Below are 24434 nucleotides of genomic sequence, written 5' to 3'. Positions count from 1 at the left end.
CTATTTTGCAAGGATGTTGATATGACGGGTGCCACAGTAACTGCAAGCATGACTCCTGCTAGTAACAAGACTGGCCAGTGTGCAATTGCAAAGCGCAAATTTGGTGTCACCGACATTCCTGCAGCTATGGACAAGATGAAGTGGCCGACATCTGCCGCTCTGATGCGTCGATGGTTTGCTGGTAAGCCTTGGTCTACCTCCGATGGAGGGATGGATGAGCTCACCAAGAATCACCTTAAACAAGCGCCACAGGAGTACATCGACGACGCGATAGTCAAGATGAGCTGGCTCTTGAGCTTTGAACGAGCCAGTAAAGAGTACGCACATTTAAAGTCAGTGTGGAATAGCCCAAATGGGCAAAAGCAAATACGCGCAGCAATACTTAAAAAATTTAAAGATAAGCCCGATGGGAAATATCCATTGGCATTTGGTAGTGCTCGGGAAGCTGAGGAGTTTGGGTACAGTAATACAGTGTCCGTCAAAATGGCGCAGTGGCGGATAGATGTATTGGATGATTTAAGAGGGGCGCTCGCGAATTTTAATTTGAGGGTGATAGCAGAAGGTGAAGTTGTCATCGCTTCAAAGAAAATTGAATTTCTGGTAAGCAAGCTTGGATTCTATATTGAAGACAGCTATGACTTTGGAGATGGCTCCGATTTCATCAGTCAGCCTCTTGGCTTCTGGAATTTTGACGGGACTGCAATTCCGCCTGAGGCAATTGCGCGCAATATCAGTATCAATTCCAACCAGACAGCAATGATGGAAACAGGCGCCGTGAGCCCTGCCGACGTGGCAGAGGTGTTCAAAGAACTGGAGGGCGCTCGTTTCTACCTGATTCAAAACAGTGACTTTGTAGATTATCGGCAGTGCCATGGTAAAGGCGGGGATTTCAGGGTGCTGTCTGACATCAAGTACGAAACCATCTCGCCCACAACTATTGCGATATCGAGCTGATCATGCGTTTGAAATGGATTTGTCTTGGTATTTTTACATTTTTACTTTCGGCGGTAATAGTGCCGTACATTTTCGTGGACGGACTCTCCCAACGTTCACCCGATGTCATTGATTTAAGCGCGACGCGTCAGTATGTCCTGGAGAGAGTTCCGTTTCGGCTGTTTCCTTTCGATGACAATCTGGCGTTTCTACGCGTGACCGATTTGAATGAACCCAGAAAAATATATCGAAGTCCTTTATTTGAAATAAAGGAAATTGATATGGAACAGGCCTTTGGTTCAGGCAGGATTGGAACACCTTTCCTTGAGTTCAGTGTCGAAAAAAAGTCTTTTGTTATTCATTCGACCTACTTGAGGGAGCATTGGCTGAATCGATTTGTTGCTAATGCACCTTATAGTGTTGAGCCAATTGTCGAGAGTGGAAAGTAAGTTATGTTTTTGAGTGGCGTAGGACTTTCAAAACACAAGAACGCAATATTTCGTGGTGCGTTGTTGTTGGTTGTGTTGGTGGCCTTGTTAATCGTCGTTGTCAATAAGATCTGCAATTTTCCCGCTAACGTTACAAATATCGATACTTCTGGCCGTTACATTTTACAGAATGTGCCCGTTGGCGGGATTTTAGGCCTGGGGGGAATGGCTTATCTTCGGGTTGTTGATAAGGAACATCCAGAGAGAGCTTATCGGACGCCGCTGTATTCCACCCAGTCGCTGGATATGCGCTTGTTTGAAGATGATAAATCTGTGGGTGTCTATTGGCTGTATTTCAATAAAGAAGAAAAAACATTTGAGATAGCCATGCCGCAGTGGGAGTGGCATTGGTTAAATCTTTTTATCAGCAATACGCCATATGTACATCTGGAAAATTGATGGGCAGTCGTGATGCACAGTGAATCCACTACCAGGCAGGTAACCCGTGTCCTTTAACCACTACTACCAAAGCGAACTCACCGCACTGCGCCAACTGGGCCGCCGTTTCGCCGAGCGTAGTCCGGCGTTGGCGCCGTTCCTGGGGCAGGCTGGGCGGGATCCGGATGTGGAGCGGTTGCTGGAAGGCTTTGCGTTTCTGACCGGGCGCTTGCGCCAGAAGCTCGATGACGAGTTGCCGGAGCTCAGCCATTCGCTGATGCAGTTGCTGTGGCCGAACTACATGCGGCCGCTGCCGGCGTTCAGCATTCTGCAGTTCGATCCGCTCAAGCGTTCGGGGCCGGCGCTGAAGGTCGAGCGGGATACGCCGATTGAAAGCGTGCCGATCGAAGACGTGCGCTGCCGCTTCCGCACGTGCTACCCGACCGAAGTCATGGCGCTGGATCTGGCCGCGCTGAACTACTCGGTGAAGGGCGACGGCTCGTTGCTCAGCCTGCGCCTGGAGATGAGTGCCGACGGCCACCTCGGCGAGCTGGAGCTGAGCAAACTGCGCCTGCACTTTGCCGGCGAGCGCTACATCAGCCAGATGCTCTACCTGAGCCTGCTGCGCAACCTCGACGGTATCGAACTTATCCCCCTCGACGGCGCCGGCAAGCCAATCGACGGCGTGAGCGGCAAGCCGATGGCGTTCAAGATTCCGGGTGACCGGGTCAAACCGGTGGGTTTTGCCGAAGAAGAAGCGTTGATCCCGTATCCGCTGAACACCTTCCGGGGCTATCGCTACCTGCAGGAATACTTCGCCTTCCAGGACAAGTTCCTGTTCGTCGATGTCCACGGTCTGGACATTCTCAAGGCGCTGCCGGAAGACACCCTCAAGCAGATGCGCGGTCTGGAATTGCGCTTCGATATCCGCAAGAGCGGCATCATGCGCATGCGTCCGACGACGGATAACGTGAAGCTGTTCTGCACGCCGATCGTCAACCTGTTCAAGCACGACGCACTGCCGATCCGCCTCGACGGCAAGCAGGACGAATACCTGCTGCTGCCGGCGGAATTCGATCTGGAAAACTGCGGCGTGTTCTCGGTGGAAACCGTGACCGGCTGGAAGCCCGGCGGCCTCGGTTATCAGGAGTACGTGCCGTTCGAATCCTTCGAGCACGACCCGAGTTTCGACGTGCCCAACAGCCGTCCGCATTACAGCATCCGCCAGCGTTCGTCGTTGCTGCACGACGGTCTCGACACCTACCTGTCCTTCGGCATTCGCCATACCGAAGCGCACGAAACCCTGTCGATCGAGCTGGTCTGCACCAACCAGAACCTGCCGCGCAAGCTCAAGCTCGGGCAGATCTGCATGGCCTGCGAAGAGACCCCGGAGTTCCTGAGTTTCCGCAACATCACCCCGGCCACTTCCAGTTTCGCGCCGCCGCTGAACCGTGACTTCCTGTGGAAGCTGATCAGCAACATGTCGCTCAACTATCTGTCGCTGGCCGACGTCAATGCGTTGAAGGTGATTCTCGAAACCTACGACCTGCCGCGCTACTACGACCAGCACGCGGAGAAGGTCAGCAAACGCCTGCTCGGCGGTCTGAAACTGATCAAGCATCACCACGTCGACCGGTTGCACCGTGGCCTGCCGGTGCGTGGTCTGCGCACCGAACTGACCATCGACCCGGAAGGGTATATCGGCGAGGGCGACCTGTTCGTCTTCGCCTCGGTTCTCAACGAGTTTTTCGCGCTTTACGCCAGTCTCAATTCATTCCACGAGCTGCGGGTAAAAAGCACACAGGGAGAGGTGTACCAATGGACACCACGTATGGGCCTGCAGCCCCTGCTTTAAGCGGGCTGACGAAGGTAATACGCGAGTACTCGCTGTTTCAGGCCGTGCTGCTGGTGATCGACCGGCTGCGCGAGGCGCACCCGTACCTGAGCGAAGAGGATCTGTACGACCAGGTGGAATTCCAGGCCAACCCGAGCCTTGGATTTCCGCGCAGCGATGTCGACCGCGTGGAGTTTTTCGAAGAGCACGGGCAGATGCGTGCGCGCCTGCGCTTCAACCTGATCGGCCTGGTCGGTTCCGGTTCGCCGCTGCCGGCGTTCTACGGCGAACAAGCCCTGGGCGACAGCGAAGACGGCAACCCGACGCGCAATTTCCTCGATCTGTTCCACCATCGCCTGCAACGGCTGATGCTGCCGATCTGGCGCAAATACCGCTATCGCGCCAGCTTCCAGAGCGGCGCGGTCGATCCGTTTTCGTCGCAGCTGTTTGCGCTGATCGGCCTCGGTGGCGACGAGATTCGTCGGGCCAAGGAGCTGAACTGGAAACGCCTGCTGCCGTACCTCGGCCTGCTCAGCCTGCGGGCCCACTCGGCGGCGCTGATCGAAGCGGTGCTGCGTTACTACTTCAAACACGAAGACCTGGTCATCGAGCAGTGCATCGAGCGCCGCGTGGAAATCCTCGAAGAACAGCGCAACCGCCTCGGCTTCGCCAACAGCGTGCTGGGTGAAGACCTGGTGCTGGGCGAGCACGTGCGCGACCGCAGCGGCAAGTTCCGCATTCACATCACCGAACTCGACTGGGAACGCTTCCACGAATTCCTGCCCATCGGTTTCGGTTACCAGCCGCTCTGCGCGCTGGTGCGGTTCACCTTGCGTGACCCGCTCGATTACGACATTCGCCTGGTGCTGCGCCCGGAAGAAATCCGCGAACTGCGCATTGGCGAGAAGAACGACTGTCGCCTGGGTTGGACCAGTTGGCTGGGCTGCGAAAAAGCAGACGGCGTGGTGACCCTGGGCAGCAAAATTCATTAAGGACGTGAGCCATGATCAACGTAGACCTGCAACAACTCATCCAGGCGCTGGACGCCGAAACCCGTCGCGATCTGGAGCGTTCGGCCGAGCGCTGCGTCGCCCGTGGCGGCAGCAAGATTCTGGTCGAAGACCTGATGCTCGGCCTGCTGGAGCGCCCGAACGGTCTGCTCTCCCGCGCGTTGCAGGATGCCGACGTTGACGCTGGCGAACTGAGCGCCGCGCTGCAATCGCGGGTCGAGCACAGCGCTTCGCGCAACCCGGTGTTCGCCCCGGAGCTGGTGCAATGGCTGCAGGACGCACTGCTGGTGGCCAACCTTGAACTGGGCCAGACCTCGGTGGAAGACGCGGCGCTGATCCTCGCGCTGCTGCGCAACCCGATGCGATACGCCGGCAGCCGCTACCAGCCGTTGCTCGCCAAACTGAACATCGATCGCCTGAAAGAATTTGCCCTGTCGCAACAGCCTCAGGCCGCGGCCAACGGCAAACCGGCCGCCCAGGGCGAATCGCTGCTGGAGCGCTTCACCCACAACCTGACCCAACAGGCCCGCGACGGCAAACTCGACCCGGTGCTGTGCCGCGATGGCGCGATCCGTCAGATGGTCGACATCCTCGCCCGTCGCCGCAAGAACAACCCGATCGTGGTCGGTGAGGCCGGTGTCGGTAAAACCGCCATCGTCGAAGGCCTGGCCTCGCGCATCGCCGCCGGTGAAGTGCCGCAGGTCTTGAAAGGTGTTGAACTGCTGTCGCTGGACATGGGTTTGCTGCAGGCCGGCGCCAGCGTAAAAGGTGAATTCGAACGTCGTCTGAAAGGCGTGATCGACGAGGTCAAAGCCTCGCCGAAGCCGATCATCCTGTTCATCGACGAAGCCCACACCCTGATCGGTGCGGGCGGCAATGCCGGCGGTTCCGATGCGGCCAACCTGCTGAAGCCGGCGCTGGCCCGTGGCGAACTGCGCACCATCGCCGCCACCACCTGGGCCGAGTACAAGAAATACTTCGAGAAAGACCCGGCGCTGGCCCGTCGTTTCCAGCCGGTTCAGTTGCACGAACCGACCGTGAGCGAGGCGGTGACCATCCTCCGTGGCCTGGCTCAGGTCTACGAGAAGAGCCACGGCATCTACCTGCGCGATGACGCGGTGGTCTCGGCAGCGGAACTGTCCGCCCGTTACCTCGCTGGTCGGCAACTGCCGGACAAGGCCGTCGATGTGCTCGACACCGCCTGTGCCCGCGTACGCATCAGCCTCGCCGCCGCCCCGGAAAGCCTGGAGCGCCTGCGTGGTGAACTGGCTGAAGGTGGCCGTCAGCGTCAGGCCCTGCGCCGCGACGCCGAAGCCGGTCTGCTGATCGACCACGAAGCGCTGGAGGCACTGGAAGCGCGTCTGGACGAAGCGGAAACCGAAATGGTCGCACTGGAAACCCTGTGGACCGAGCAGAAACAACTGGCCGAGCGCCTGCTGGAGCTGCGTCAGCAACTGGCCAAGGCTCGTGAAGCTGCCGCCATCGAGCCAACCGTCAGCGTCGAGGAAGACGCCGAAGGCACGGTGATCGAAACCGTGGTCGCTGAGGTTGAAGAAGGCCAAAGCGTCGAAGCGCTGGAAGCCCAACTCAACGAAACCCACAGCGCCCTGACCGCCGCTCAGGTCAAGGAACGTCTGGTCAGCTTCGAAGTCTGCCCGCGTCTGGTGGCCGAAGTGATCAGCGCCTGGACCGGCGTGCCGCTGGCGCAACTGGCCCGCGAACACAACGCCAAGGTCGCAAGCTTCGCCACCGACCTGCGCACCCGCATCCGCGGTCAGGAACAAGCCGTGCACGCGCTGGATCGCTCGATGCGCGCCACCGCTGCCGGCCTGAACAAGCCTGACGCACCGGTCGGCGTGTTCCTGCTGGTCGGCCCGAGCGGTGTCGGCAAGACCGAAACCGCCCTGGCACTTGCCGACCTGCTGTACGGCGGCGACCGTTTCATCACCACCATCAACATGTCCGAGTTCCAGGAGAAGCACACCGTTTCCCGCCTGATCGGTGCACCGCCGGGCTACGTCGGTTACGGCGAGGGCGGCATGCTCACCGAGGCCGTGCGGCAGAAGCCGTACTCGGTGGTGCTGCTCGATGAAGTCGAGAAGGCCGACCCGGACGTGCTCAACCTGTTCTACCAAATCTTCGACAAAGGCGTGGCCAACGACGGCGAAGGGCGCGAGATCGACTTCCGCAACACGCTGATCCTGATGACCTCGAACCTGGGCAGCGACAAGATCAGCGACCTCTGCGAAGACGGCGCGCGCCCGACCGCCGAAGTGCTGGAAGAAACCATTCGCCCGGTGCTCAGCAAACACTTCAAACCGGCGCTGCTGGCGCGGATGAAAGTGGTGCCGTACTACCCGGTGGGCGGCCCGGTGCTGCGCGAACTGATCGAGATCAAACTCGGTCGTCTGGGCGAGCGCCTGAACCGTCGTCAGCTGGATTTCAGCTGGTGCCAGAACCTCGTCGATCACCTGTCCGAGCGCTGCACCCAGAGCGAAAGCGGTGCGCGTCTGATCGACCACTTGCTCGACCAGCACGTGCTGCCGCTGGTGGCCGACCGCTTGCTCGACGCCATGGCCACCGGTGAAAGCCTCAAGCGTGTGCATGCGACGCTCGATGGTGAAGCCAGCGTGACCTGCGAGTTCGCCTGAGGTGAGTGTGATGTTCACTCAAGTGCCGCAGCCACTGCTCTATGCCGAAGCGTTGCTGGCGCAGTTCGCCAGCCTGTCGCGTTCGGCGGACGGTGCTGCGCTGCTGGGTGACTTCGTGCGCGGCGTGGCCGGGTTGAGTGGCTGCGAATTGGCGCAACTGTATCTGCTCGATGCCACCCACACGTGCCTGGGGATGAACGCCGAGTGCCTCGACGGCTTGCTGCAACCACGCGGCGCGGCGAGCCTGCCGGCGGACTACAACGGCGAGCAGTTGCTGCAGTTCGCCCTGTGCCAGAACCGCGTGGTGTGCCTCGACGACCTGGGCGGCAGCCTGCACGAAACCAGTTTCCTGCCGGCGTCGGCCACGCCGTGGCAGTCGCTGTTGTGCGTGCCGCTGGTCAATCAGCAGAAGGCCGTCGAGGGTCTGTTGCTGTGCGCCAGCCGTCGTCATACCGACCTGCAAGGCTTCGCCGATTCCCTCGGTCAACTCGGTTCCTTCGTGCTCGGTCAGTTGCATTTGCTGCAACGCCTGCGTCAGCCGGTGGACACCGTTGCACCGGCGGTTCGCAGCGTGCCGAGCATCAGCGGCTACGGCCTGATCGGTAAAAGCGCGGCCATGCGCCAGACCTATTCACTGATCAGCAAGGTCCTGCACAGCCCGTACACCGTGCTGTTGCGCGGCGAAACCGGCACCGGCAAGGAAGTGGTCGCGCGGGCGATCCACGATTGCGGGCCGCGCCGTTCCCAGGCGTTCATTGTGCAGAACTGCGCGGCGTTCCCGGAAAACCTGCTGGAAAGCGAGCTGTTCGGCTATCGCAAAGGTGCGTTCACCGGCGCCGACCGCGACCGCGCCGGGCTGTTTGACGCAGCCAACGGCGGCACGCTGTTGCTCGATGAAATCGGCGACATGCCGCTATCGCTGCAATCGAAACTGCTGCGCGTGTTGCAGGAAGGCGAGATCCGCCCGCTGGGTTCCAACGATACCCACAAGATCGACGTTCGCATCATTGCCGCCACCCACCGCGATCTGTCGGTGCTGGTCAGCGAAGGCAAATTCCGCGAGGACCTGTATTACCGCCTCGCGCAATTCCCGATTGTCCTGCCGGCCCTGCGTCAACGCGAAGGCGACATCCTCGATCTGGCGAAGCATTTCGCCGAGAAGGCCTGTGCCTATTTGCAGCGGGACCCGGTGCGCTGGTCCGATTCGGCGCTCGAGCATCTGTCCGGTTACACCTTTCCCGGCAACGTCCGTGAACTCAAGGCGCTGGTCGAGCGTGCCGTACTGCTGTGCGAAGGCGGCGAGCTGCTGGCCGAGCATTTTGCCCTGCGCATGGAACCGATGCTGGAGGACGACAGCAGCCTGAACCTGCGCGAACGCCTGGAGAAAGTCGAGCGCACGTTGCTGCTCGATTGCCTGCGCAAGAACGACGGCAACCAGACGCTCGCCGCCCGCGAACTGGGCCTGCCCCGGCGCACGCTGCTGTATCGGCTCGGCCGTTTGAACATCAATCTGGGTGACTTCGATGGGTAGGCAAAAGTCCGTCGGTTTCACCTCGTCCGCTTCTATCAGCGCCGCCCGAAAGGGTCGGCGCTTTGTGCTTTGTCTACACCTGGAGACCCTCTGATGTCTGTTCGTCACTGGCACGCTGTCCTGCTGACCCTCGTCGTTCTATGCGGCCTCGGCGGCTGTAGCGGCAATTACAAATTCAACGATAACGATTACCGCCCATTGGGTGATCCGCAGGCGGTCAATCGCGGCAAGTGACCGCAAGGAGCATCAAACATGGAATTGGTTTTCGAAATGCTGAACACCAAGCAGTTCGTGCCCACCGAGCTGTGCCAGCGGACCTTCAAACAGGCCGGCGGCGTGATCGGGCGGGGTGAGGACTGCGACTGGATCATCCCTGACCGCAAGCGTCACTTGTCCAACCACCACGCCATCGTGAGTTATCGCGAGGGCACGTTCTTCCTGACCGACACCAGCAGCAACGGTGTCCAGGACGGCGACAGCGGCGCACGCCTGCACAAGGGCGAACCGGTGCGCATCGAGCACGGCAGCACCTACGTGCTGGGCGACTTCGAGATTCGTGCGCGACTGGTGCGCGATCCGGCGACCTTTGACGGTGAAGCAGGCCTGCCACGGGCCGCCGGCACCATCATTCCGGATGACGCGTTCCTCGACCTCGACCCGCTGAAATCGCTGGAGCAGCAAGAGCGCGTGTACTCGGAATTCGAGGAAATGCTCGCGCCGACCACCGACCCGGAAGACTCCCGTCAGCGCGCCGACTACGCGCGCATCGACATGGAAAGCCTGATGGTGCCGGAGCTGATCGTCGAGCCCAAGCCGGAACCTGCGCCGGCTCCGAAAGAAGTCGAGCGTCAGCCACAGGGTTTCTGGGATCACTTCGGTGCGGCACTGGGTGTCGATCTGAAAGGCCTGAGCCATGACGAGCGCGAGGCGCTGGCGGTCAATGCTGCACGTCTGCTGCGCCAGAGCATCGGTGGTCTGCAACAGAGCCTGCGCACCCGTTCGGAGCTTAAGAACGAACTGCGGCTGGCCCAGACCACCGTGCAAGGCACCAACAAAAATCCGCTGAAATTCGCCGTCGATCCGAGCGAAGCGCTGGACATCCTGTTGCAGCCGCACAAGCCGGGCCACTTGCCGGCCGAGCAGGCGATCTCCCGTGCGTTCCGCGACTTGCAGGCGCATCAGGTGGCGCTGCTGACCGCCAGCCGCGCGGCGGTGCGCGGCACCCTGGAGCACTTCTCGCCGGAGCAGCTGACCCTGCGTTTCGAGCGCGACAACAAGCCGTTGCTCGCCACCGCCGGCGGCCGCTGGAGAGCGTTCAACCGCTACCACCATGCGCTGCGTCAGGACGACGACTGGAGCGAGCGCCTGCTGGCCCGCGACTTCGCCCAGGCCTACGAAGAACAGATCCGCCTGATCTCCACCCTCCACACCGACCACCAAGGATGATGCGCATGTCTCGCCGCTCGACCGCTTTTTTCAAGACGCTGACCGCGCTCACCCTGTTGGTGCTGCTCGCCGGTTGCTCGTCGCTGTCGCCGTATTCGAAAGTGACCAAGATCAACCTGAAGCTGACCGGCAGCGATCAGCTGAACCCGGACCTCAACGGTCGTCCGTCGCCGATCGTGGTGCGCCTGTTCGAACTCAAGCACCCGGTGACTTTCGAGAACGCCGATTTCTTCAGCCTCTACGAGCGCGCCAAGGAATCCCTCAACCCGGATCTTGTGGCCAGCGAAGAACTCGAACTGCGCCCGGGTGAAACCGTGGAACTGAAACTCAGCGTGGAGGAGGGCAGCCGCTACATCGGCATCCTCGCCGCGTACCGTGACCTGCCGGAAACCAAATGGCGCCACACGTTCCCGATCACGCCGCTGGAAGTCACCGAAGCCGATCTGACCCTGGATCAGGCCGGTATCCGCAAGACCAACGAAGTGCTCGCCAAGGCGGATGACTGATCATGAATACCCATAAAGTCATCTGGCAGGAAGGCATGCTGCTGCGTCCGCAGCACTTCCAGCACAACGACCGCTACTACGATCACCAGATGAAGACCCGCACCCAGTTGTTGGGTGGTTACACCTGGGGTTTCCTGAATCTGGAGATCGACTTGCAGTTCCTCAACATGGGCAAACTGGTGATCAGTGAAGCCTCGGGGATCCTGCCGGACGGCAGCCTGTTCGAGCTCGGCGGCAACACCGAACCGCTGGCCCTGGACATTCCGCCGAACACCGGTAATACGCCGATTTACCTGGCGCTGCCGCTGGTCACCGGCAACCACATCGAGGCCCGCCGTCCGGAGCAGTCCGACGTGCTGGCGCGCTACACCGCCTATGAAACCGAAGTGGCCGACTCCAACGCCGGCGACGATTCGGCGAGCCAGGTCAAATGCGGTCGCCCGGACTTCAAGCTGTTGCTCGGCGAGCAACAGAGCGACCAGGCCTACGTGAAGCTGAAGATCTGCGACGTGCTCGACACCACGCCGGACGGCGTGATCAGCCTCGATCCGGATTTCGTGCCGACCTACATTCAGGCCCACGCCTCCAGCTACCTGCTGTCGTGCCTGAAAGAAGTGATCAGCATGCTCGGTCACCGGGGCGACACCATTGCCGAGCGGATTCGTTCGAACGGCAAGGTCGGCGGCGCGGAAATCGGCGACTTCATGATGCTGCAACTGATCAACCGCACCGAACTGCTGCTGCGCCATTACCTGGGGCTGGAGCAGGTTCACCCGGAAGAGTTGTACCGCACGCTGCTGACCATGCTCGGCGATCTGGCGACCTTCTCCAGCGACAGCAAACGCCCGCGTCTGGACAGTCGCTACTCCCACGCCGACCAGGGTGCGAGTTTCCGCAAACTGATGGAGTCGATCCGTCAGGTGCTGTCGATGGTGCTGGAACAGCACGCCATCGAACTGATCCTGCAGGCGCGTCAGTACGGGATCATCGTGTCGCCGCTGCACGACCACAAACTGCTGGGCTCGGCGTCGTTCGTGCTGGCAGCCAGTGCCAACTGCGACTCCGAAGAGCTGCGCAACCGCTTGCCTGCGCACCTCAAGGTCGGCCCGGTGGAGCGCATCCGCCAACTGGTCAACCTGCACCTGCCGGGGATCAAGGTCAAACCGTTGCCGGTGGCCCCGCGGCAGATCGCGTTCCACTCCAACAAAACCTATTTCATCCTCGAACTCAGTTCCGAAGACCTGGCGCAACTCGAGCGCTCCGGCGGCTTCGCGTTCCACGTGTCCGGCGAATTCGCCGAGCTTGAACTGAAATTCTGGGCCATCAGGAACTGACCGACATGATCAAGGACATGGAACACAACCAGGACGACAAAACCGTCCTGCTCGACCGTCAGGGCCATGGCCCGGCGGCGAGTCCGCTGACCGACTTCGCCGCGCCGCCGCGCTTCGAACAACTGGAAGAACGGATGATCTACGCCGCGCGGCTGCGCCCGGCGGAAGCCTTCAACATCAGCCTCAATTCGCTGGTGGCGGCGTCGTCCGAACTGCTGTCGGAAGTGGTGCGCCTCAAGCACAGCGAAACCCGCGAAGACCTCTACGCGCTCAACGAGCGCCTGACCGCCGGGCTCAAGCTGTTCGAAGTGCGCGCCCTGCACAACGGCGCCGAAAGCAGCCAGGTGATGGCCGCCCGTTACGTGCTCTGCACCGTGGTCGACGAAGCTGTCGTGACCACGCCGTGGGGCAACGAAAGCGAGTGGTCGCAGATGAGCCTGCTCAGCAGCTTCCACAACGAAACCTTCGGTGGCGAGAAGTTCTTCCAGCTGCTCGATCGGCTGTCGAAAAACCCGGTCAAGCACCTGCCGATGCTGGAGCTGATGTACCTGTGCCTGTCCCTCGGCTTCGAGGGCAAGTACCGCGTGCAGGCCCGCGGCATGCTGGAACTCGAAGGCATCCGCGACGCCCTGTACCGGCAGATCCGTCAGTTGCGTGGCGACGTGCCGCGCGAATTGTCGCCGCAGTGGGAAGGCCTCAACGATCAGCGCCGCAACCTGGTGCGCATCGTGCCGGCGTGGATGGTGGTGCTGTTCACCTTCGTCTGCCTGGTGATGATGTATTCGGGCTTCGCCTGGGTCTTGGGCGAGCAGCGCGACACCGTTCTGCAACCTTATCAGCCGCTTGATCCGGCCGCGGTCCAGCCGCAGTCGCAGCCGTAAACAGGGACGTGTGATGAAAAAGTTTTTCAAGAAAGTCGGCGCCTTCCTGCGCCAGACCTGGGTCTGGACCCTGCTGCTGGTGCTGTTCGTGGCGCTGCTGGTGTGGTTCGTCGGCCCGCTGTTGGCGGTGGATGACTACAAGTTCTGGGAGAGTTCGACCTCGCGCTTGCTGACCATCGCCGTGCTGTTCCTGATCTGGGGCCTGACCATGGTCTTCGTCAGCTGGCGCGCCGGTATCCGCAAGAAAGCCGTCGAGGAAACCGAAGACGGCCAGGACCGTATCCGTCGCGACGACCTGATCGAAGAAGAGCAGAAGGAGTTGAAGGAGCGTTTCAAGGACGCCCTGAAAACCCTCAAGACTTCGAGCCTGTATCGCGGCCGCAGCGAGCGCTGGCGCAGTGACTTGCCGTGGTACTTGCTGATCGGCCCGCAGGCCAGCGGCAAGACCAGCCTGCTGGACTTCTCCGGGCTGGAATTCCCGATCAACAAGATCGACCGCAAGCTGACCCGCGACACCCACGGCACCCGTCACTGCGACTGGTACTTCGCCGACCACGGTGTGCTGATCGACACCGCCGGCCGCTACCTGACCCAACCGGATTCGGAAGTCGACGGCAGCGCCTGGACCACTCTTCTGGAGTTGCTGCGCAAGCGTCGTCGCGGTCGTCCGCTGAACGGCGTGCTGGTGACCATTCCGGTAGAAACCCTGACCGGTGGCAGCGAGCAGGACATCGATACCCTGGCCCGCCAGGTGCGCGCGCGTCTGCAAGACGTCTATCAGAAGTTGCACGTCGACGTGCCGGTGTATCTGGTGCTGAGCAAGGCTGACAAGCTGCTGGGCTTCGACGAGTTCTTCGACCAACTGACCCGCGAAGAAAGCGATCAGGTGCTGGGTACCAGTTTCCGCAAGGATCAGGTCGGCACCGACGTGGCTGTGCTGCGCGGCGAGTTCGAAGAGCTGCTGCGTCGCCTCAACAGCCAGGTGATCATGCGCATGCATTCCGAGCGCGACACCCAGCGCCGTGGCCGCATCCTCGACTTCCCGCACCAGATGGGCCAGATCGGCGAGCGTCTGTGCCTGTTCGTCGACATGGCGTTCACCGGCAACCGCTACCAGCGTGCGACGCAACTGCGTGGTTTCTACCTGACCAGCGCACCGCACCTGACCCAGGAAATGGATTCGACCACCGCCGGCATCGGCGCGAGTCTGGGCATGAGCGCCGGCGTACTGCCGACCCTGCGCAGCGGTCGTTCGCGTTTCATCCACCACTTGCTCAGCCGGGTGATTTTCCCCGAGGCCGATCTGGCCGGTCTGGACAAGCGCGAGCGCAGCCGCATCCATTGGGGCCAGCGTGCGTTGTACGTCGGTGCACTGGGCGCGCTGGTGCTGTTCGGCATGCTCTGGGCCGGCGGTTTCTCGGCCAACTGGGAACGTCTGGAAAACCTGCGCAATCTGGCGCAGAACTGGACGCAGCAGCGCACGGCACTGTCGCCGCGCGATGACGCCATGGGCACGCTGAAAACCCTCGACACCAGCTACGCCGCGACTCAGGTGTTCCCGAAGAAGGGCGACGCTGCGTACCACGAGCGCGTCGGTCTGTATCAGGGCCAGGACGTCAATCCGGTGGTCAAGGAGGCTTATGAGCGCGAGCTTGAAAAGCAACTGCTGCCGCGTGTTGCAACCATGCTTGAAGGCCAGATCCGCGCCAACATGAAGGACCGTGAAAAGCTGATCAACAGCCTGCGCGCGTACCTGATGCTGAACATGAAGGATCGTCGCGATGCGGCGTGGCTCAAGGATTGGGTCGCTACCGACTGGTCGCAACGCTACACCGGCAACACGGCTGTGCAGAACGGTTTGAACGCGCACCTTGAGCGTCTGCTGAAGCTACCGTTTATCTATCCGCTTAACGAGCAACTGGTGACTCAGGCGCGTCAGGTTCTGCGCAGTGAATCGCTGGCGGCTGTGGTTTACCGCATGCTCCGCGAACAGGCGCGCAACCTGCCGGACTACCGTTTCAGCCAGCACCTCGGCCCGCAAGGTTCGTTGTTCATCGGCACCGAATACGTGATCCCGGGCTTCTACACCCAGACCGGTTATCAGCAGTATTTCTCGGTGCAGGGTTCGGCGCTGGTCACCGACATCCTGCGTGACAACTGGGTGCTGGGCGAAGGCGCGGGCATCAGCGACATGGATCTGCGTCGCCTGATGGTCGAGCTGGAGCAACTGTACTTCCGCGACTACGCCAACTACTGGAGCGAGGCCGTTGGCCAGGTGGCGCTGCCGCCGATCAGCGATGCCGGTGAAGGCGCCGAGCAACTGGCGGGCCTGACTTCGGCCAACTCGCCGGTGCTGGCGCTGCTGACTGAAGTTCGCGAAAACACCCGCTTCCCGGCGGCTCCTGAGCCGGTGGATGAAGCCGGTGACGCCGCCGATGCACTGGCGGGCCAGAAGGGCAAACTGGGCAAGGTCGGCAAACTCGCTTCGGCGTTGACGGACAAGGCTGCGGCCATGAACGTGGCGAAGAATCTGCCGGACACCGCCAAGAAGGCCCTGCAACGTCGCTTCGAGCCGCTGCATAAACTGCTCGACGACAACAACGGCCCGGCCGCTGACCTGACCCCGGCCTTCACTGCGCTCAACGACCTGCAACTGCAACTGGCGGGCCTCGCCCGTTCCAGCACGCCGGAGCAGGCCGCGTTCGAACTGGCCAAGACCCGCATGAGCGGCCAGCGTGATGCGCTGACCAACCTGCGCAATGCCTCCGGTCGTCTGCCGCGTCCGCTGAGCGTGTGGTTCAACGTGCTGGCCGAAGACTCGTGGCGCCTGGTGCTAAACGATGCTTACCAATACCTGAACGGCCGTTATCAGAGCGAGCTGTACAGCGTGTATGGCAAGACCATCAACCAGCGTTACCCGTTCAGCGCATCGAGCACCAGCGATGTGGCGATCAGCGATTTCCGCGAGTTCTTCCGGGCTCAAGGCACCCTCGACCGCTTCTTCGACAGCTACATGCGTCCGTTCGTCAGCGGTGATCCGGGCAACTACCGGATGCGCAGCATCGACGGTCGCAGCCTGCCGGTGTCCAAGGTCTTCCTCGACCAGATGGCGGCGGCACTGAACATTCGCCAGAGCTTCTTCTCGATCAACCCGGCCGAGCCGACCGTGCAGTTCAAACTGGAGCCGTACACCCTCGATCCGGCGGTCAGCCGTTCCGAGTTCAAGTTCGGCGACAAGACCATGGAATACCGCCACGGTCCGATCCTGCCAATGAACTTCAAGTGGCCGACCGATGCTGAAGACGGTCGCACCAGTCTGGTCATGGACAAGATGGCCGGCCGCCCGATCGGCATCGAGAAGAACTCCGGCCCATGGTCGCTGTTCCGCTTGTTCGACCTGATGCAGACCGAGTACCTGACCGGTCGCGACGTGCTGGTGCTGAAAGCCGACGTAGGTGGCCTGCGCGCCAACTACCTGCTGACCAGCCAGCGCACGCCGAACCCGTTCGACATGGGCGTGATGCGCACCTTCCGTATGCCGGTGCAGCTCTGATGCTGGTGGCCAGTCCCTGGCGCAGCGCGGCGCGAACCGACCCGGGCAAGGTGCGGTCGCGCAACGAAGATGCCTTCCTCGACACCCCGCAGCATGGGCTGTGGGTGGTCGCGGACGGCATGGGCGGTCATCAGGGTGGCGACATCGCCAGCCAGTTGATCGTCGCCAGCCTGGCTGAACTGCCGCAGCACGAAGACTTCGACGAACGCCTCAAAGCCATCCGCCAGTGCCTGCACTGGCTGAACCGGCGCCTGGGGCAAGAGTTGACCGTCACCGCCGGGCGTCACGACAGCATCATGGGCAGCACCGTCGTGGCGCTGCTGGTGGAAGGCAATCGTGCGGCCTGCATCTGGGCCGGCGACAGCCGTTGCTATATGTGGCGCGGGCAGCGGTTGTATCAGCTGTCGAAGGACCATTCGCTGCAGCAGCAACTGATCGACGAGCAACAGATGAGCGTCGAACAGGCAGCGGCGCACCCGGCGGCCCAGGCCTTGACCCGGGCGGTGGGCGCGGCGGAACAACTGACCCTGGATGTGCTGGAACTCGAGGTGTATCCGGGCGATGTGTTCCTACTGTGCAGCGATGGTTTGTATCAAGGCCTGAGCAGCGACGCCCTCGGCAATGCTCTCAGCCTGGCGGCGCCGCATGTGGCGCTGGAACGTCTGTTCGACGGCGCCCTGCGGGGTGCCGCTCGCGACAATCTGACTGCCGTGGTGATCCGCCAATGACTGAAATCGAATCCTCAGTCGACGACTTGCTGATGAGCGAAGAACAGGCCAACAACCTGACCTACTTCGCCTTCGCCAAGGAAAACAAGGCAGAGCCTTTGCTGGCGCCAACCAAGGCCAGCATCGGTGCACTGCCGGACGTACTTGCCGGCCGCTATCACCTCGAGCGTCTGCTCGGGGCCGGCGGCATGGGTGCGGTTTACCGGGCCCGGGATCTGCTGCACGAACAGTTCGGCGATCCCGATCCTTACATTGCGCTGAAAATCCTCAGCGAAGAATTTGCCGAGTCGCCGGACGCCAGTGCCTTGCTCTACAGCGAGTTCGCCCTGACCCGACGCCTGCGTCACGACAACGTGCTGCGACCGCACACGTTCGAAGTGGACACCGATTGCCAGCGGGCCTTCATCACCATGGAACTCATGCGTGGCCTGACCCTGGACAAACTGCTCTGCGAGCGGCCGCTGGGCCTGCCGTGGAAAGAACTGCGCGACATCGCGCTGCCGCTGCTCGACGCGCTGGCCTACGCCCACCGTCGCGGCGTGCTGCACGGTGACATGAAACCGAGCAACGTCATGCTCTGCGAAGACGGCGTGCGCCTGTTCGACTTCGGTCTCGGGCAAGCCGAGGAGGGCATCCTGCCCGGCCTGCCGCACCTGAGCCGCGAGCGCTTCAACGCCTGGACCCCGGGCTACGCCGCCCCCGAACTGCTCGAAGGCCAGCCGCTGTCGGCCAGCGCGGACGTGTACGGCGTGGCCTGCGTGATCTATGAACTGGCGGGCGGCAAACACCCGTTCCGCCGCTTGCCCTCGACCCAGGCCCGTGACGAACACCTGGATCGCGAACTGCAAGCCCCGGCAAATCTGCCGACACACTGTTGGCCAGCGCTGCGCACCGCGCTGGCCTTTGACGCAGCAGAGCGCACGATTTCTGCTGAACAATTGCGTGACGCCTTGGGCGCCACTTCGTCCTGGTTGCAGCGTTTGCGGCTGAGGGCGTAACGGATGACATTCGAACAGGGAGCACACTATGTTCAACCCAGCTAACGAAACGCACTTCAGCCTGACGGTCGAAGACTACGTGGGCGACCTGCAAGTCCTGTCGTTCACCGGCACCGAAGGCATCAGCCAGCCGTTCCGTTTCGACCTGGAACTGGTCAGCGAAAACCCGGATCTGGACCTGGAAAAACTTCTGCACAAACAGGCTTTCCTCGCCCTCGACCCGCAAGGCTCGGGCATCCACGGCCAGATCTACCGCGTCGCCCAGGGCGATGCCGGCAAGCGCCTGACCCGCTACAAGGTCTCGCTGGTGCCGCAGCTGCAATACCTGCATCACCGCACCAACCAGCGCATCTACCAGCAGATGTCGGCGCCGAAAATCATCGCGCTGATCCTCGACGAGCACGGCATCAAGGGCAACGCCTACAGCTTCCAGCTCAGCCAGCCGTGCCCGGATCGCGACTACTGCGTGCAGTACGACGAAACCGACCTGCATTTCGTCCAGCGCCTGTGCGAAGAGGAAGGCATTCACTACCACTTCCAGCACAGCCAGAAAGGCCACCTGCTGGTGTTCGGCGATGACCAGACCGTGTTCCCCAATCTCGGCCAGCCGACCGCCTATGTGCAGGGCAGCGGCATGGTCGCCGAAGAGCCGGTGATCAAAGGCTTCCGGCTGCGCCTGGAAACCCGCACCAGCCGCACCACCCGCCGCGACTACGACTTCGAAAAACCGCGCCTGCAAATGGAAGCGGCCTACAAACCGGACGGCGAGAGCACTGAACCGGATCTCGAAGACTACGACTACCCCGGCCGCTTCATCGACCGCGCGCGCGGCAAGTTCCTCAGCCAGCGCGCCCTCGAACGTCACCGCGCCGACTACCGCCAGGCCGAAGGTCGCGGCGACCAGACCCGACTGGTTAGCGGCCACTTCATGGAAATGTCCGACCACCCGCGCAGCGAGTGGAACGACCTGTGGCTGCTCACCGAAATCTTCCACGAAGGCAAACAGCCGCAAGTCCTCGAAGAATCGGTGACCAGCGACACCACCGACAACAAGGACGACTTCCACCAGGGCTACCGCAACCGTTTCCTCGCCACCCCGTGGGACGTGTTCTACCGCCCGGCCCTCGAACACCCGAAACCCCGCGTGCTCGGCAGCCAGACCGCCATGGTCACCGGCCCCAAAGGCGAAGAAATCCACTGCGACCAATACGGCCGCATCAAGGTGCAATTCCACTGGGACCGCGAAGGCCTGGCCGACGACAAGACCAGCTGCTGGCTGCGCGTCTCCAGCAGTTGGGCCGGCGACCGCTACGGCGCCATCTCCATCCCGCGCATCGGCATGGAAGTCCTCGTCACCTTCCTTGAAGGCGACCCCGACCAGCCACTGGTCACCGGCTGCCTGTACCACAAGGAAAACCCGGTGCCCTACGCCCTCCCGGCGAACAAAACCCGAACCGTCTTCAAAACCCTCAGCTCCCCGGGCGGCGGTGGCTACAACGAACTGCGCATCGAAGACAAAAAAGGCGCCGAACAAATCTTCATCCACGCCCAGCGTGACTGGGATGAAAACGTCGAACATGACCAAAAGATTCGCGTCGGGAATGAACGCCACGACACGGTGGTGAAGAACACCTACACCGAGCTGAAGGCTGAAGAACACCGCACCACCATCAGCGACCGCAAGATCGAAGCACGGATGGACGACCACCTGACCATTGGTGAGAACCAGCATGTGAAGCTCGGTACGGCGCAACTGACCAGTGCCGGGAAAGAGATACACATCAAGGCTGGGGACAAGATTGTCATCGAGGCGGGAACTGAGCTGACGATTCTCGGCGGCGGCAGTTTTATCAAGCTCGATGGCGGCGGTGTGACGGTGGTTGGGCCGGTAGTGAAGATCAACGCCGGGGGCTCGCCGGGAGCGGGCACTGGCATCGGGATCAAACCGCCGGTGCTGCCGGGGGCGGCGGATAAGGATAAGGCGGGGAGTTTGATGGATCAGGCGTTGTTGAATGCGCCGCCTGAGAAGGTTAAGCCGAAGGCTTTTTTTGTGTTTTCTGAGTGATCGACATGAATGGTTTTTTGAAGAAGAGGAATGGCTTCGCCGTAGCGGCTTTCACCGCCTCGCTGCTGAGCCTGTTTCATGGCAGCGCTTATGCGGATGAGTGTCCGTCTGAGGACTTTTCCCAATTCCTGCCGGCGTTCTCCGCGAATACTGAAACTCAGCAGCGGTTGACTGCGATGACGGTGAAGTCGCTGGTTTTGAAACCTACCGGGGAGAGCGGAAATTTTGAGCCGCAAACGACGGGAGCCAATAGCTCGACATTGGCCTTTCCACTGATGGCACCCGTAACCACAGGTAAGGCAGAAGGCGTCGAAGTCGAAGCGGTTGACGACAGTCATTTCAACGTTGTTGATAAGCGTGCAGGTAACAGCAACATCAAGATCTTTAACTTTTCTCGCCAGGCGTGTTGGGTTCTGGAGGGCGTTGAGGATTGGTCGATTAGCGACAAAAATCTCGTAGTGGCAAGTACTCCGACCATGAACACATCCGAGAATTTTTGTTATCAGCGCGCTCAAGCTTTCGCTGGGCTAGGTGGGTTGGAGCAGTATCGGCTGACCGGTGAGCTGTTTGTGGCTGCGCTGGAAAACTATGTGTGCGCTGCTGCTTCGGGAGACCCACAAGCAAGTTTAAGTGCTGCGGGCCTGAGTCTTTCCGGCATGGCTCCACAATTGGAAACGGAAAAGGTCGAGGCACTTTTCAAGGCCGCCGCGACAACACTTGCCGACGGTGCAGCCTCTCTTTCGACTTTCTATTGCTACGGGAACAACCCTGTACCCGAAGGGCCTTGCCAACATCCAGAGCAAGCCGAAAAGGAGCTAATTCGCGCCGCATCAATGGGTTCGGTCAGCGCGATGAATTACTTGGGTTATTCGTTTGAAGAAGGGAGGCTCGTTACCAAAGACATGTCCAGAGCGCTTGCCTGCTATCGCCTCGCAGCTGACAAGGGTGACGACACCGCTGCCGGAAATCTGAAACGTTTAAACGCGCAAGACGCTGCTTCTACCAAGACCAGCTATTGCTATTAATTTGCAGGATGCAGAAATGACCGAACCACTCGATTTAAGAAACCAGTACACCGGCGGTGATTACGTCTACCTGATGGGAGGTAATGGTACTCAAACCAACGCGGCAGGAAAAAAACTGATCGATTGTTCACATATGGTGAATCTTCTGCTCACTGGCGCGGGCTACCAGATTGAGTATGAGGAGACGAGAGCGATGAATGCGTCCTCTCGCTTTTACACCGTGGTGCCACCGACAGAGGTCAAGAAAGGGGACATTGCTCTTTGGATTGACATCCTTCCTCTTACGGGAGGCAATCGTCGCCTGTTTCATACCGGCATTGTCATGGAATACAACGCAGCGACGGGCCAGGGAAAAATTTTTGGTGCTCAGACCACTAACGGACCCTCGGAAGCATTCTTTGGCCGGAACCCGCCTGCATACTACTGGCCTGTTCCAACAAAGTTTCTAAGGGCAAAGGAGGAGTATCGGACAGGTGCTAATCCAGCGCCGGCGCCGGCGCCTGCTCCTGTACCGGCAGGCCCCGCTCCTCTGATGAACTTTCAATATCCGTTCAGAAAAGCCGACGGCAAACAATTCACTGATGCGGAGGAGGTTTACAAAGTCCTCGAGGCTGAAACTGCCGGCCACTACCTGCTGGGCAGCAACAAGTTCTGGCACGGCGGTATTCACATCAGCAATGCCAGCGCTCCTCAGTGCATTTTGAACGAGCCAATTCGGTGTATGGCCGACGGTGAAGTCGTGGCCTACCGAATTAACGAAGATTATCTGGAGTCTACTTTCGGCGAAAATGAGAAAAAACTGAAGTATTCCAACTCGTTTTGTTTGGTGCGACATGAGTACAAATCTGCGCCAAACCCAGAAGAAGGACCGAATAAAGGTAAGCAAAACAAGCTGAATTTCTACAGCTTGTACATGCACCTTCTGCCCTTCAAGCGTTATCCGCTGACTGAGGAAGAAACTCCGAAGCCTCAAGTGACCATGAAAGTAAGTGACTTCAACGCTTACGACGATTTCCCTGAATCCAGTAGCGTTCAGAACGTTGGCAAGCTCGTTGCGGGGACCAGGCTTGAGATATTGGATCAAAAGGACTTAGGCAACGTTACCTACGCGAAAGGAAAAATCCTGTCAGGTAGCGTTAAAAAGAGTGGCCACAAAGTTCGCGAGGCTGGCAAAGAGGTTTGGTTCGCATACTTGAAAGATGGAGATCCCTACAAAAACTCCAAACCCGCACGTATATGGCTGGCAGATCCGATCCCGGAGCGCTTAAAGCCCAAATATTGGCAAGGCAAGGTGAAGGGGACCGCGTTGAAGAGATTGGATCTGTATCAGGATCCTGTCTCTGCCCAAAATGGGCAGACTGCCGGTGCTAAGATGGGCTCGCTGCAACTTACCCCTCAAAGTACGGTGGAGTTTGAAAGCAAAGAGGTACTGAACCTCAATGTTTCAGGGACAATTCGTCGAATGGCGAAATGTACCAGCAGCGGTAGCCTGGCCGGGACGGGAAGCCTTCCTCCCAGCTTTTGGGCGATTGTGGAAAACGACCACGTTGCCTGGGATGTAATCCCGAGTAGCTTCAATTCTGTAGAACCTGCCAGTACCGGTATCAAGGCGGGAGATCCGATTGGCTATCTGGGATTGACTGAAAATCTGACCGGCGAAGATGGTGGTGTAGCGAGTAAGTATCAAGTACACGTCGAGATATTTACTGCCGAAGCCGACGTAAAAGACTTCCTCAAGAATACGGCTGGGCTGAAGATCGGCAAGCAATACCTGTATTTACCGGCCGGAGGTGAGTTGAAGAAAAAGGCACCTGCGACAGACAGTGCGGTGCTGAAAACGGAACATGCGATTGATCTGAATAAGGCACCTGTCATCAAGGTGGGTACTGACGATTATTACGATGTGACAGTTACTGACAATGCCCAATTAGTTAACGGTCTGGTCAAGAAAGCCGGTGCACAGATCATCACTCAGCATGATTGGGAAAAGCTGGGGTTTCAGATCGTCGAAGAAACCAATGCGACAGCGGACGGTTTTCTTGATCCTAAGGATATGCCTCAGTTCTTTCAGGATCTGTTTGCGAAGATCGATAAGGACCAGAGCGGGGACGTCGATCCGACCGAGTTGGCCGAGGCTTTGAAAAAACCTGATACGCGCTCGCAATGGTCCAGGCTGGTGGCCCATCATCCGACCGAGTGGAAAGCGAAAGCAGATGCTCCCAAATGGAGCCGGCTCGATACAGAGCTTGAGCACGCCCCGAAGACGCTGAAGCATGAAAAAGAAAGGATCAGCAGCTATGTGTTTTGGGATGATCTGAAAGAAAAGGCTGCCATGAGTTCGGACGTGGTTTGGCATTTTCATTCTATTGAAATGCTTAGTAACTTCATGAGGCGTTCTGAATTTATAGATGTCGAGCGTTTTGTAGCTATGTATGCTGAGCAACATGCTTCGTTTCAGGCTGATGCGCCTCAGCTTTCTGCTACGTCCAAGTCTAATTTGCGTAAGATCGCAGAGAACGTTAATAAGTATCTAGAAAAAACTAAAGAAATTTATACCATTTATGAGTTGTCGTATATGTTCGCTACGGCGCGCCACGAGGCTTATCAATTTATGATTGCTGAGTATTTTAGTGCTGCTCCTGAGTATGGGCCGGTTTCCTATTTCGACAAATATGACCCTGTGCTTGCAGATACCGCAACACGCAGACAAACTGCGGTAGACAACGGTAACACGGTACAAGGGGATGGTTACAAATATCGAGGGCGTGGTCTCGTTCATTTGACTTGGAAGAAAAATTATCAAAAAGCAAAAGATTACTTCGGAATTGATTTTGTCACACATCCCGAGGAGGCTGCAGGGTTTGAGAATTCCGTGCCCATCATGATATGGGGTATGAAGGAAGGTATATTTACTGGGAAAAAACTTGGCGATTACGTTAATAATACTTCTAAGGATTATGAAGGGGCACGGAAGATTATCAACGGGTCCGACCAGAAGGCGCTGATCGCGAGTTATGCCGTTAAGTTCGAAGCGATATTAAAAGCCACATCAATTGCACCGGAGACCAAATAA

At 59.5% G+C, this 24434-nt stretch carries 18 protein-coding genes; all 18 read left to right on the top strand.

Features of this window, described 5'->3' with window-relative positions; all coding sequences use genetic code 11:
- Positions 1 to 21: 21 nt before the first annotated feature.
- The 18 genes from DXT77_RS05010 (at position 22) to DXT77_RS04925 (ending at position 24434) form a co-directional block, all read left to right on the top strand.
- A complete protein-coding gene (locus DXT77_RS05010) occupies positions 22 to 954 on the top strand; it encodes a DUF6402 family protein (RefSeq protein ID WP_119426834.1) in 933 nt (310 codons plus the stop codon).
- Between the two features lie 2 nt (positions 955 to 956).
- Positions 957 to 1382, top strand: coding sequence for a hypothetical protein (locus DXT77_RS05005; protein WP_119426833.1), 426 nt, complete (start codon positions 957 to 959; stop codon positions 1380 to 1382).
- A gap of 3 nt (positions 1383 to 1385) precedes the next feature.
- Positions 1386 to 1820, top strand: coding sequence for a hypothetical protein (locus tag DXT77_RS05000; protein ID WP_119426832.1), 435 nt, complete (start codon positions 1386 to 1388; stop codon positions 1818 to 1820).
- 46 nt (positions 1821 to 1866) lie between these two features.
- Positions 1867 to 3654, top strand: coding sequence for a type VI secretion system baseplate subunit TssF (gene tssF / locus DXT77_RS04995; RefSeq protein WP_007954380.1), 1788 nt, complete (start codon positions 1867 to 1869; stop codon positions 3652 to 3654).
- Positions 3618 to 4625: a type VI secretion system baseplate subunit TssG gene (tssG, locus tag DXT77_RS04990; RefSeq protein ID WP_085708833.1), complete on the top strand. Its 1008-nt coding sequence runs from the start codon at positions 3618 to 3620 to the stop codon at positions 4623 to 4625. The genes tssF and tssG overlap by 37 nt, the downstream gene beginning before the upstream one ends.
- Before the next feature lie 11 nt (positions 4626 to 4636).
- Positions 4637 to 7294 carry a type VI secretion system ATPase TssH gene (tssH, locus tag DXT77_RS04985; protein ID WP_119426831.1) on the top strand — a complete coding sequence of 886 codons (2658 nt, stop codon included), beginning with the start codon at positions 4637 to 4639 and terminating at the stop codon, positions 7292 to 7294.
- A 10-nt stretch (positions 7295 to 7304) separates the two neighbouring features.
- Positions 7305 to 8825 (top strand): sigma-54-dependent Fis family transcriptional regulator, encoded by a 1521-nt coding sequence (locus DXT77_RS04980; RefSeq protein ID WP_119426830.1) that lies wholly within the window; start codon positions 7305 to 7307, stop codon positions 8823 to 8825.
- 93 nt (positions 8826 to 8918) lie between these two features.
- Positions 8919 to 9059: a hypothetical protein gene (locus tag DXT77_RS04975; protein ID WP_003229566.1), complete on the top strand. Its 141-nt coding sequence runs from the start codon at positions 8919 to 8921 to the stop codon at positions 9057 to 9059.
- Between the two features lie 18 nt (positions 9060 to 9077).
- Entirely contained in the window at positions 9078 to 10271 is a 1194-nt protein-coding gene (gene tagH, locus DXT77_RS04970) for a type VI secretion system-associated FHA domain protein TagH (protein WP_119426829.1), read from the top strand.
- A gap of 5 nt (positions 10272 to 10276) precedes the next feature.
- On the top strand, positions 10277 to 10777 hold the full coding sequence (gene tssJ, locus DXT77_RS04965; protein ID WP_085731356.1) for a type VI secretion system lipoprotein TssJ: 501 nt from the start codon (positions 10277 to 10279) through the stop codon (positions 10775 to 10777).
- A 2-nt stretch (positions 10778 to 10779) separates the two neighbouring features.
- The gene (gene tssK, locus DXT77_RS04960; RefSeq protein WP_085708838.1) at positions 10780 to 12111 is read left to right on the top strand and encodes a type VI secretion system baseplate subunit TssK; all 1332 of its coding nucleotides are present in this window, start codon (positions 10780 to 10782) and stop codon (positions 12109 to 12111) included.
- 5 nt (positions 12112 to 12116) lie between these two features.
- A complete protein-coding gene (icmH, locus tag DXT77_RS04955) occupies positions 12117 to 12992 on the top strand; it encodes a type IVB secretion system protein IcmH/DotU (RefSeq protein WP_007954389.1) in 876 nt (291 codons plus the stop codon).
- A gap of 13 nt (positions 12993 to 13005) precedes the next feature.
- Positions 13006 to 16545 (top strand): type VI secretion system membrane subunit TssM, encoded by a 3540-nt coding sequence (tssM, locus tag DXT77_RS04950; RefSeq protein WP_119426828.1) that lies wholly within the window; start codon positions 13006 to 13008, stop codon positions 16543 to 16545.
- The gene (locus DXT77_RS04945) at positions 16545 to 17273 is read left to right on the top strand and encodes a PP2C family serine/threonine-protein phosphatase (protein ID WP_039765158.1); all 729 of its coding nucleotides are present in this window, start codon (positions 16545 to 16547) and stop codon (positions 17271 to 17273) included. The genes tssM and DXT77_RS04945 overlap by 1 nt, the downstream gene beginning before the upstream one ends.
- Positions 17270 to 18271, top strand: a complete 1002-nt coding sequence (locus DXT77_RS04940) for a serine/threonine-protein kinase (protein WP_119426827.1) — start codon at positions 17270 to 17272, stop codon at positions 18269 to 18271. The genes DXT77_RS04945 and DXT77_RS04940 overlap by 4 nt, the downstream gene beginning before the upstream one ends.
- Before the next feature lie 28 nt (positions 18272 to 18299).
- Positions 18300 to 20336 (top strand): type VI secretion system tip protein VgrG, encoded by a 2037-nt coding sequence (locus DXT77_RS04935; RefSeq protein WP_119426826.1) that lies wholly within the window; start codon positions 18300 to 18302, stop codon positions 20334 to 20336.
- Between the two features lie 5 nt (positions 20337 to 20341).
- A complete protein-coding gene (locus DXT77_RS04930) occupies positions 20342 to 21361 on the top strand; it encodes a tetratricopeptide repeat protein (protein ID WP_119426911.1) in 1020 nt (339 codons plus the stop codon).
- Positions 21362 to 21377: 16 nt separating this feature from the next.
- The gene (locus DXT77_RS04925; protein WP_178083440.1) at positions 21378 to 24434 is read left to right on the top strand and encodes a hypothetical protein; all 3057 of its coding nucleotides are present in this window, start codon (positions 21378 to 21380) and stop codon (positions 24432 to 24434) included.

It is taken from the genome of Pseudomonas sp. 91RF, assembly GCF_003576265.1.
In the GTDB taxonomy this organism is placed as follows: Bacteria; Pseudomonadota; Gammaproteobacteria; order Pseudomonadales; family Pseudomonadaceae; genus Aquipseudomonas; species Aquipseudomonas kribbensis.
The sequence above is the reverse complement of the archived record's forward strand: the minus strand, read 5'-3'. Positions and strand labels throughout refer to the sequence as shown.

Bases quoted from the DNA above. Each gene is read 5' to 3' on its own strand.
- tssJ (WP_085731356.1), top strand. From the start codon at position 10,277: ATGTCTCGCCGCTCGACCGCTTTTTTCAAGACGCTGACCGCGCTCACC.
- DXT77_RS04980 (WP_119426830.1), top strand. From the start codon at position 7,305: ATGTTCACTCAAGTGCCGCAGCCACTGCTCTATGCCGAAGCGTTGCTG.
- tssG (WP_085708833.1), top strand. From the start codon at position 3,618: ATGGACACCACGTATGGGCCTGCAGCCCCTGCTTTAAGCGGGCTGACG.
- DXT77_RS04945 (WP_039765158.1), top strand. From the start codon at position 16,545: ATGCTGGTGGCCAGTCCCTGGCGCAGCGCGGCGCGAACCGACCCGGGC.
- DXT77_RS04930 (WP_119426911.1), top strand. From the start codon at position 20,342: ATGAATGGTTTTTTGAAGAAGAGGAATGGCTTCGCCGTAGCGGCTTTC.
- DXT77_RS04940 (WP_119426827.1), top strand. From the start codon at position 17,270: ATGACTGAAATCGAATCCTCAGTCGACGACTTGCTGATGAGCGAAGAA.
- DXT77_RS04925 (WP_178083440.1), top strand. From the start codon at position 21,378: ATGACCGAACCACTCGATTTAAGAAACCAGTACACCGGCGGTGATTAC.
- DXT77_RS05000 (WP_119426832.1), top strand. From the start codon at position 1,386: ATGTTTTTGAGTGGCGTAGGACTTTCAAAACACAAGAACGCAATATTT.
- DXT77_RS04975 (WP_003229566.1), top strand. From the start codon at position 8,919: ATGTCTGTTCGTCACTGGCACGCTGTCCTGCTGACCCTCGTCGTTCTA.
- tssK (WP_085708838.1), top strand. From the start codon at position 10,780: ATGAATACCCATAAAGTCATCTGGCAGGAAGGCATGCTGCTGCGTCCG.
- tssH (WP_119426831.1), top strand. From the start codon at position 4,637: ATGATCAACGTAGACCTGCAACAACTCATCCAGGCGCTGGACGCCGAA.
- tssM (WP_119426828.1), top strand. From the start codon at position 13,006: ATGAAAAAGTTTTTCAAGAAAGTCGGCGCCTTCCTGCGCCAGACCTGG.
- DXT77_RS04935 (WP_119426826.1), top strand. From the start codon at position 18,300: ATGTTCAACCCAGCTAACGAAACGCACTTCAGCCTGACGGTCGAAGAC.
- tagH (WP_119426829.1), top strand. From the start codon at position 9,078: ATGGAATTGGTTTTCGAAATGCTGAACACCAAGCAGTTCGTGCCCACC.
- icmH (WP_007954389.1), top strand. From the start codon at position 12,117: ATGATCAAGGACATGGAACACAACCAGGACGACAAAACCGTCCTGCTC.
- DXT77_RS05010 (WP_119426834.1), top strand. From the start codon at position 22: ATGACGGGTGCCACAGTAACTGCAAGCATGACTCCTGCTAGTAACAAG.
- DXT77_RS05005 (WP_119426833.1), top strand. From the start codon at position 957: ATGCGTTTGAAATGGATTTGTCTTGGTATTTTTACATTTTTACTTTCG.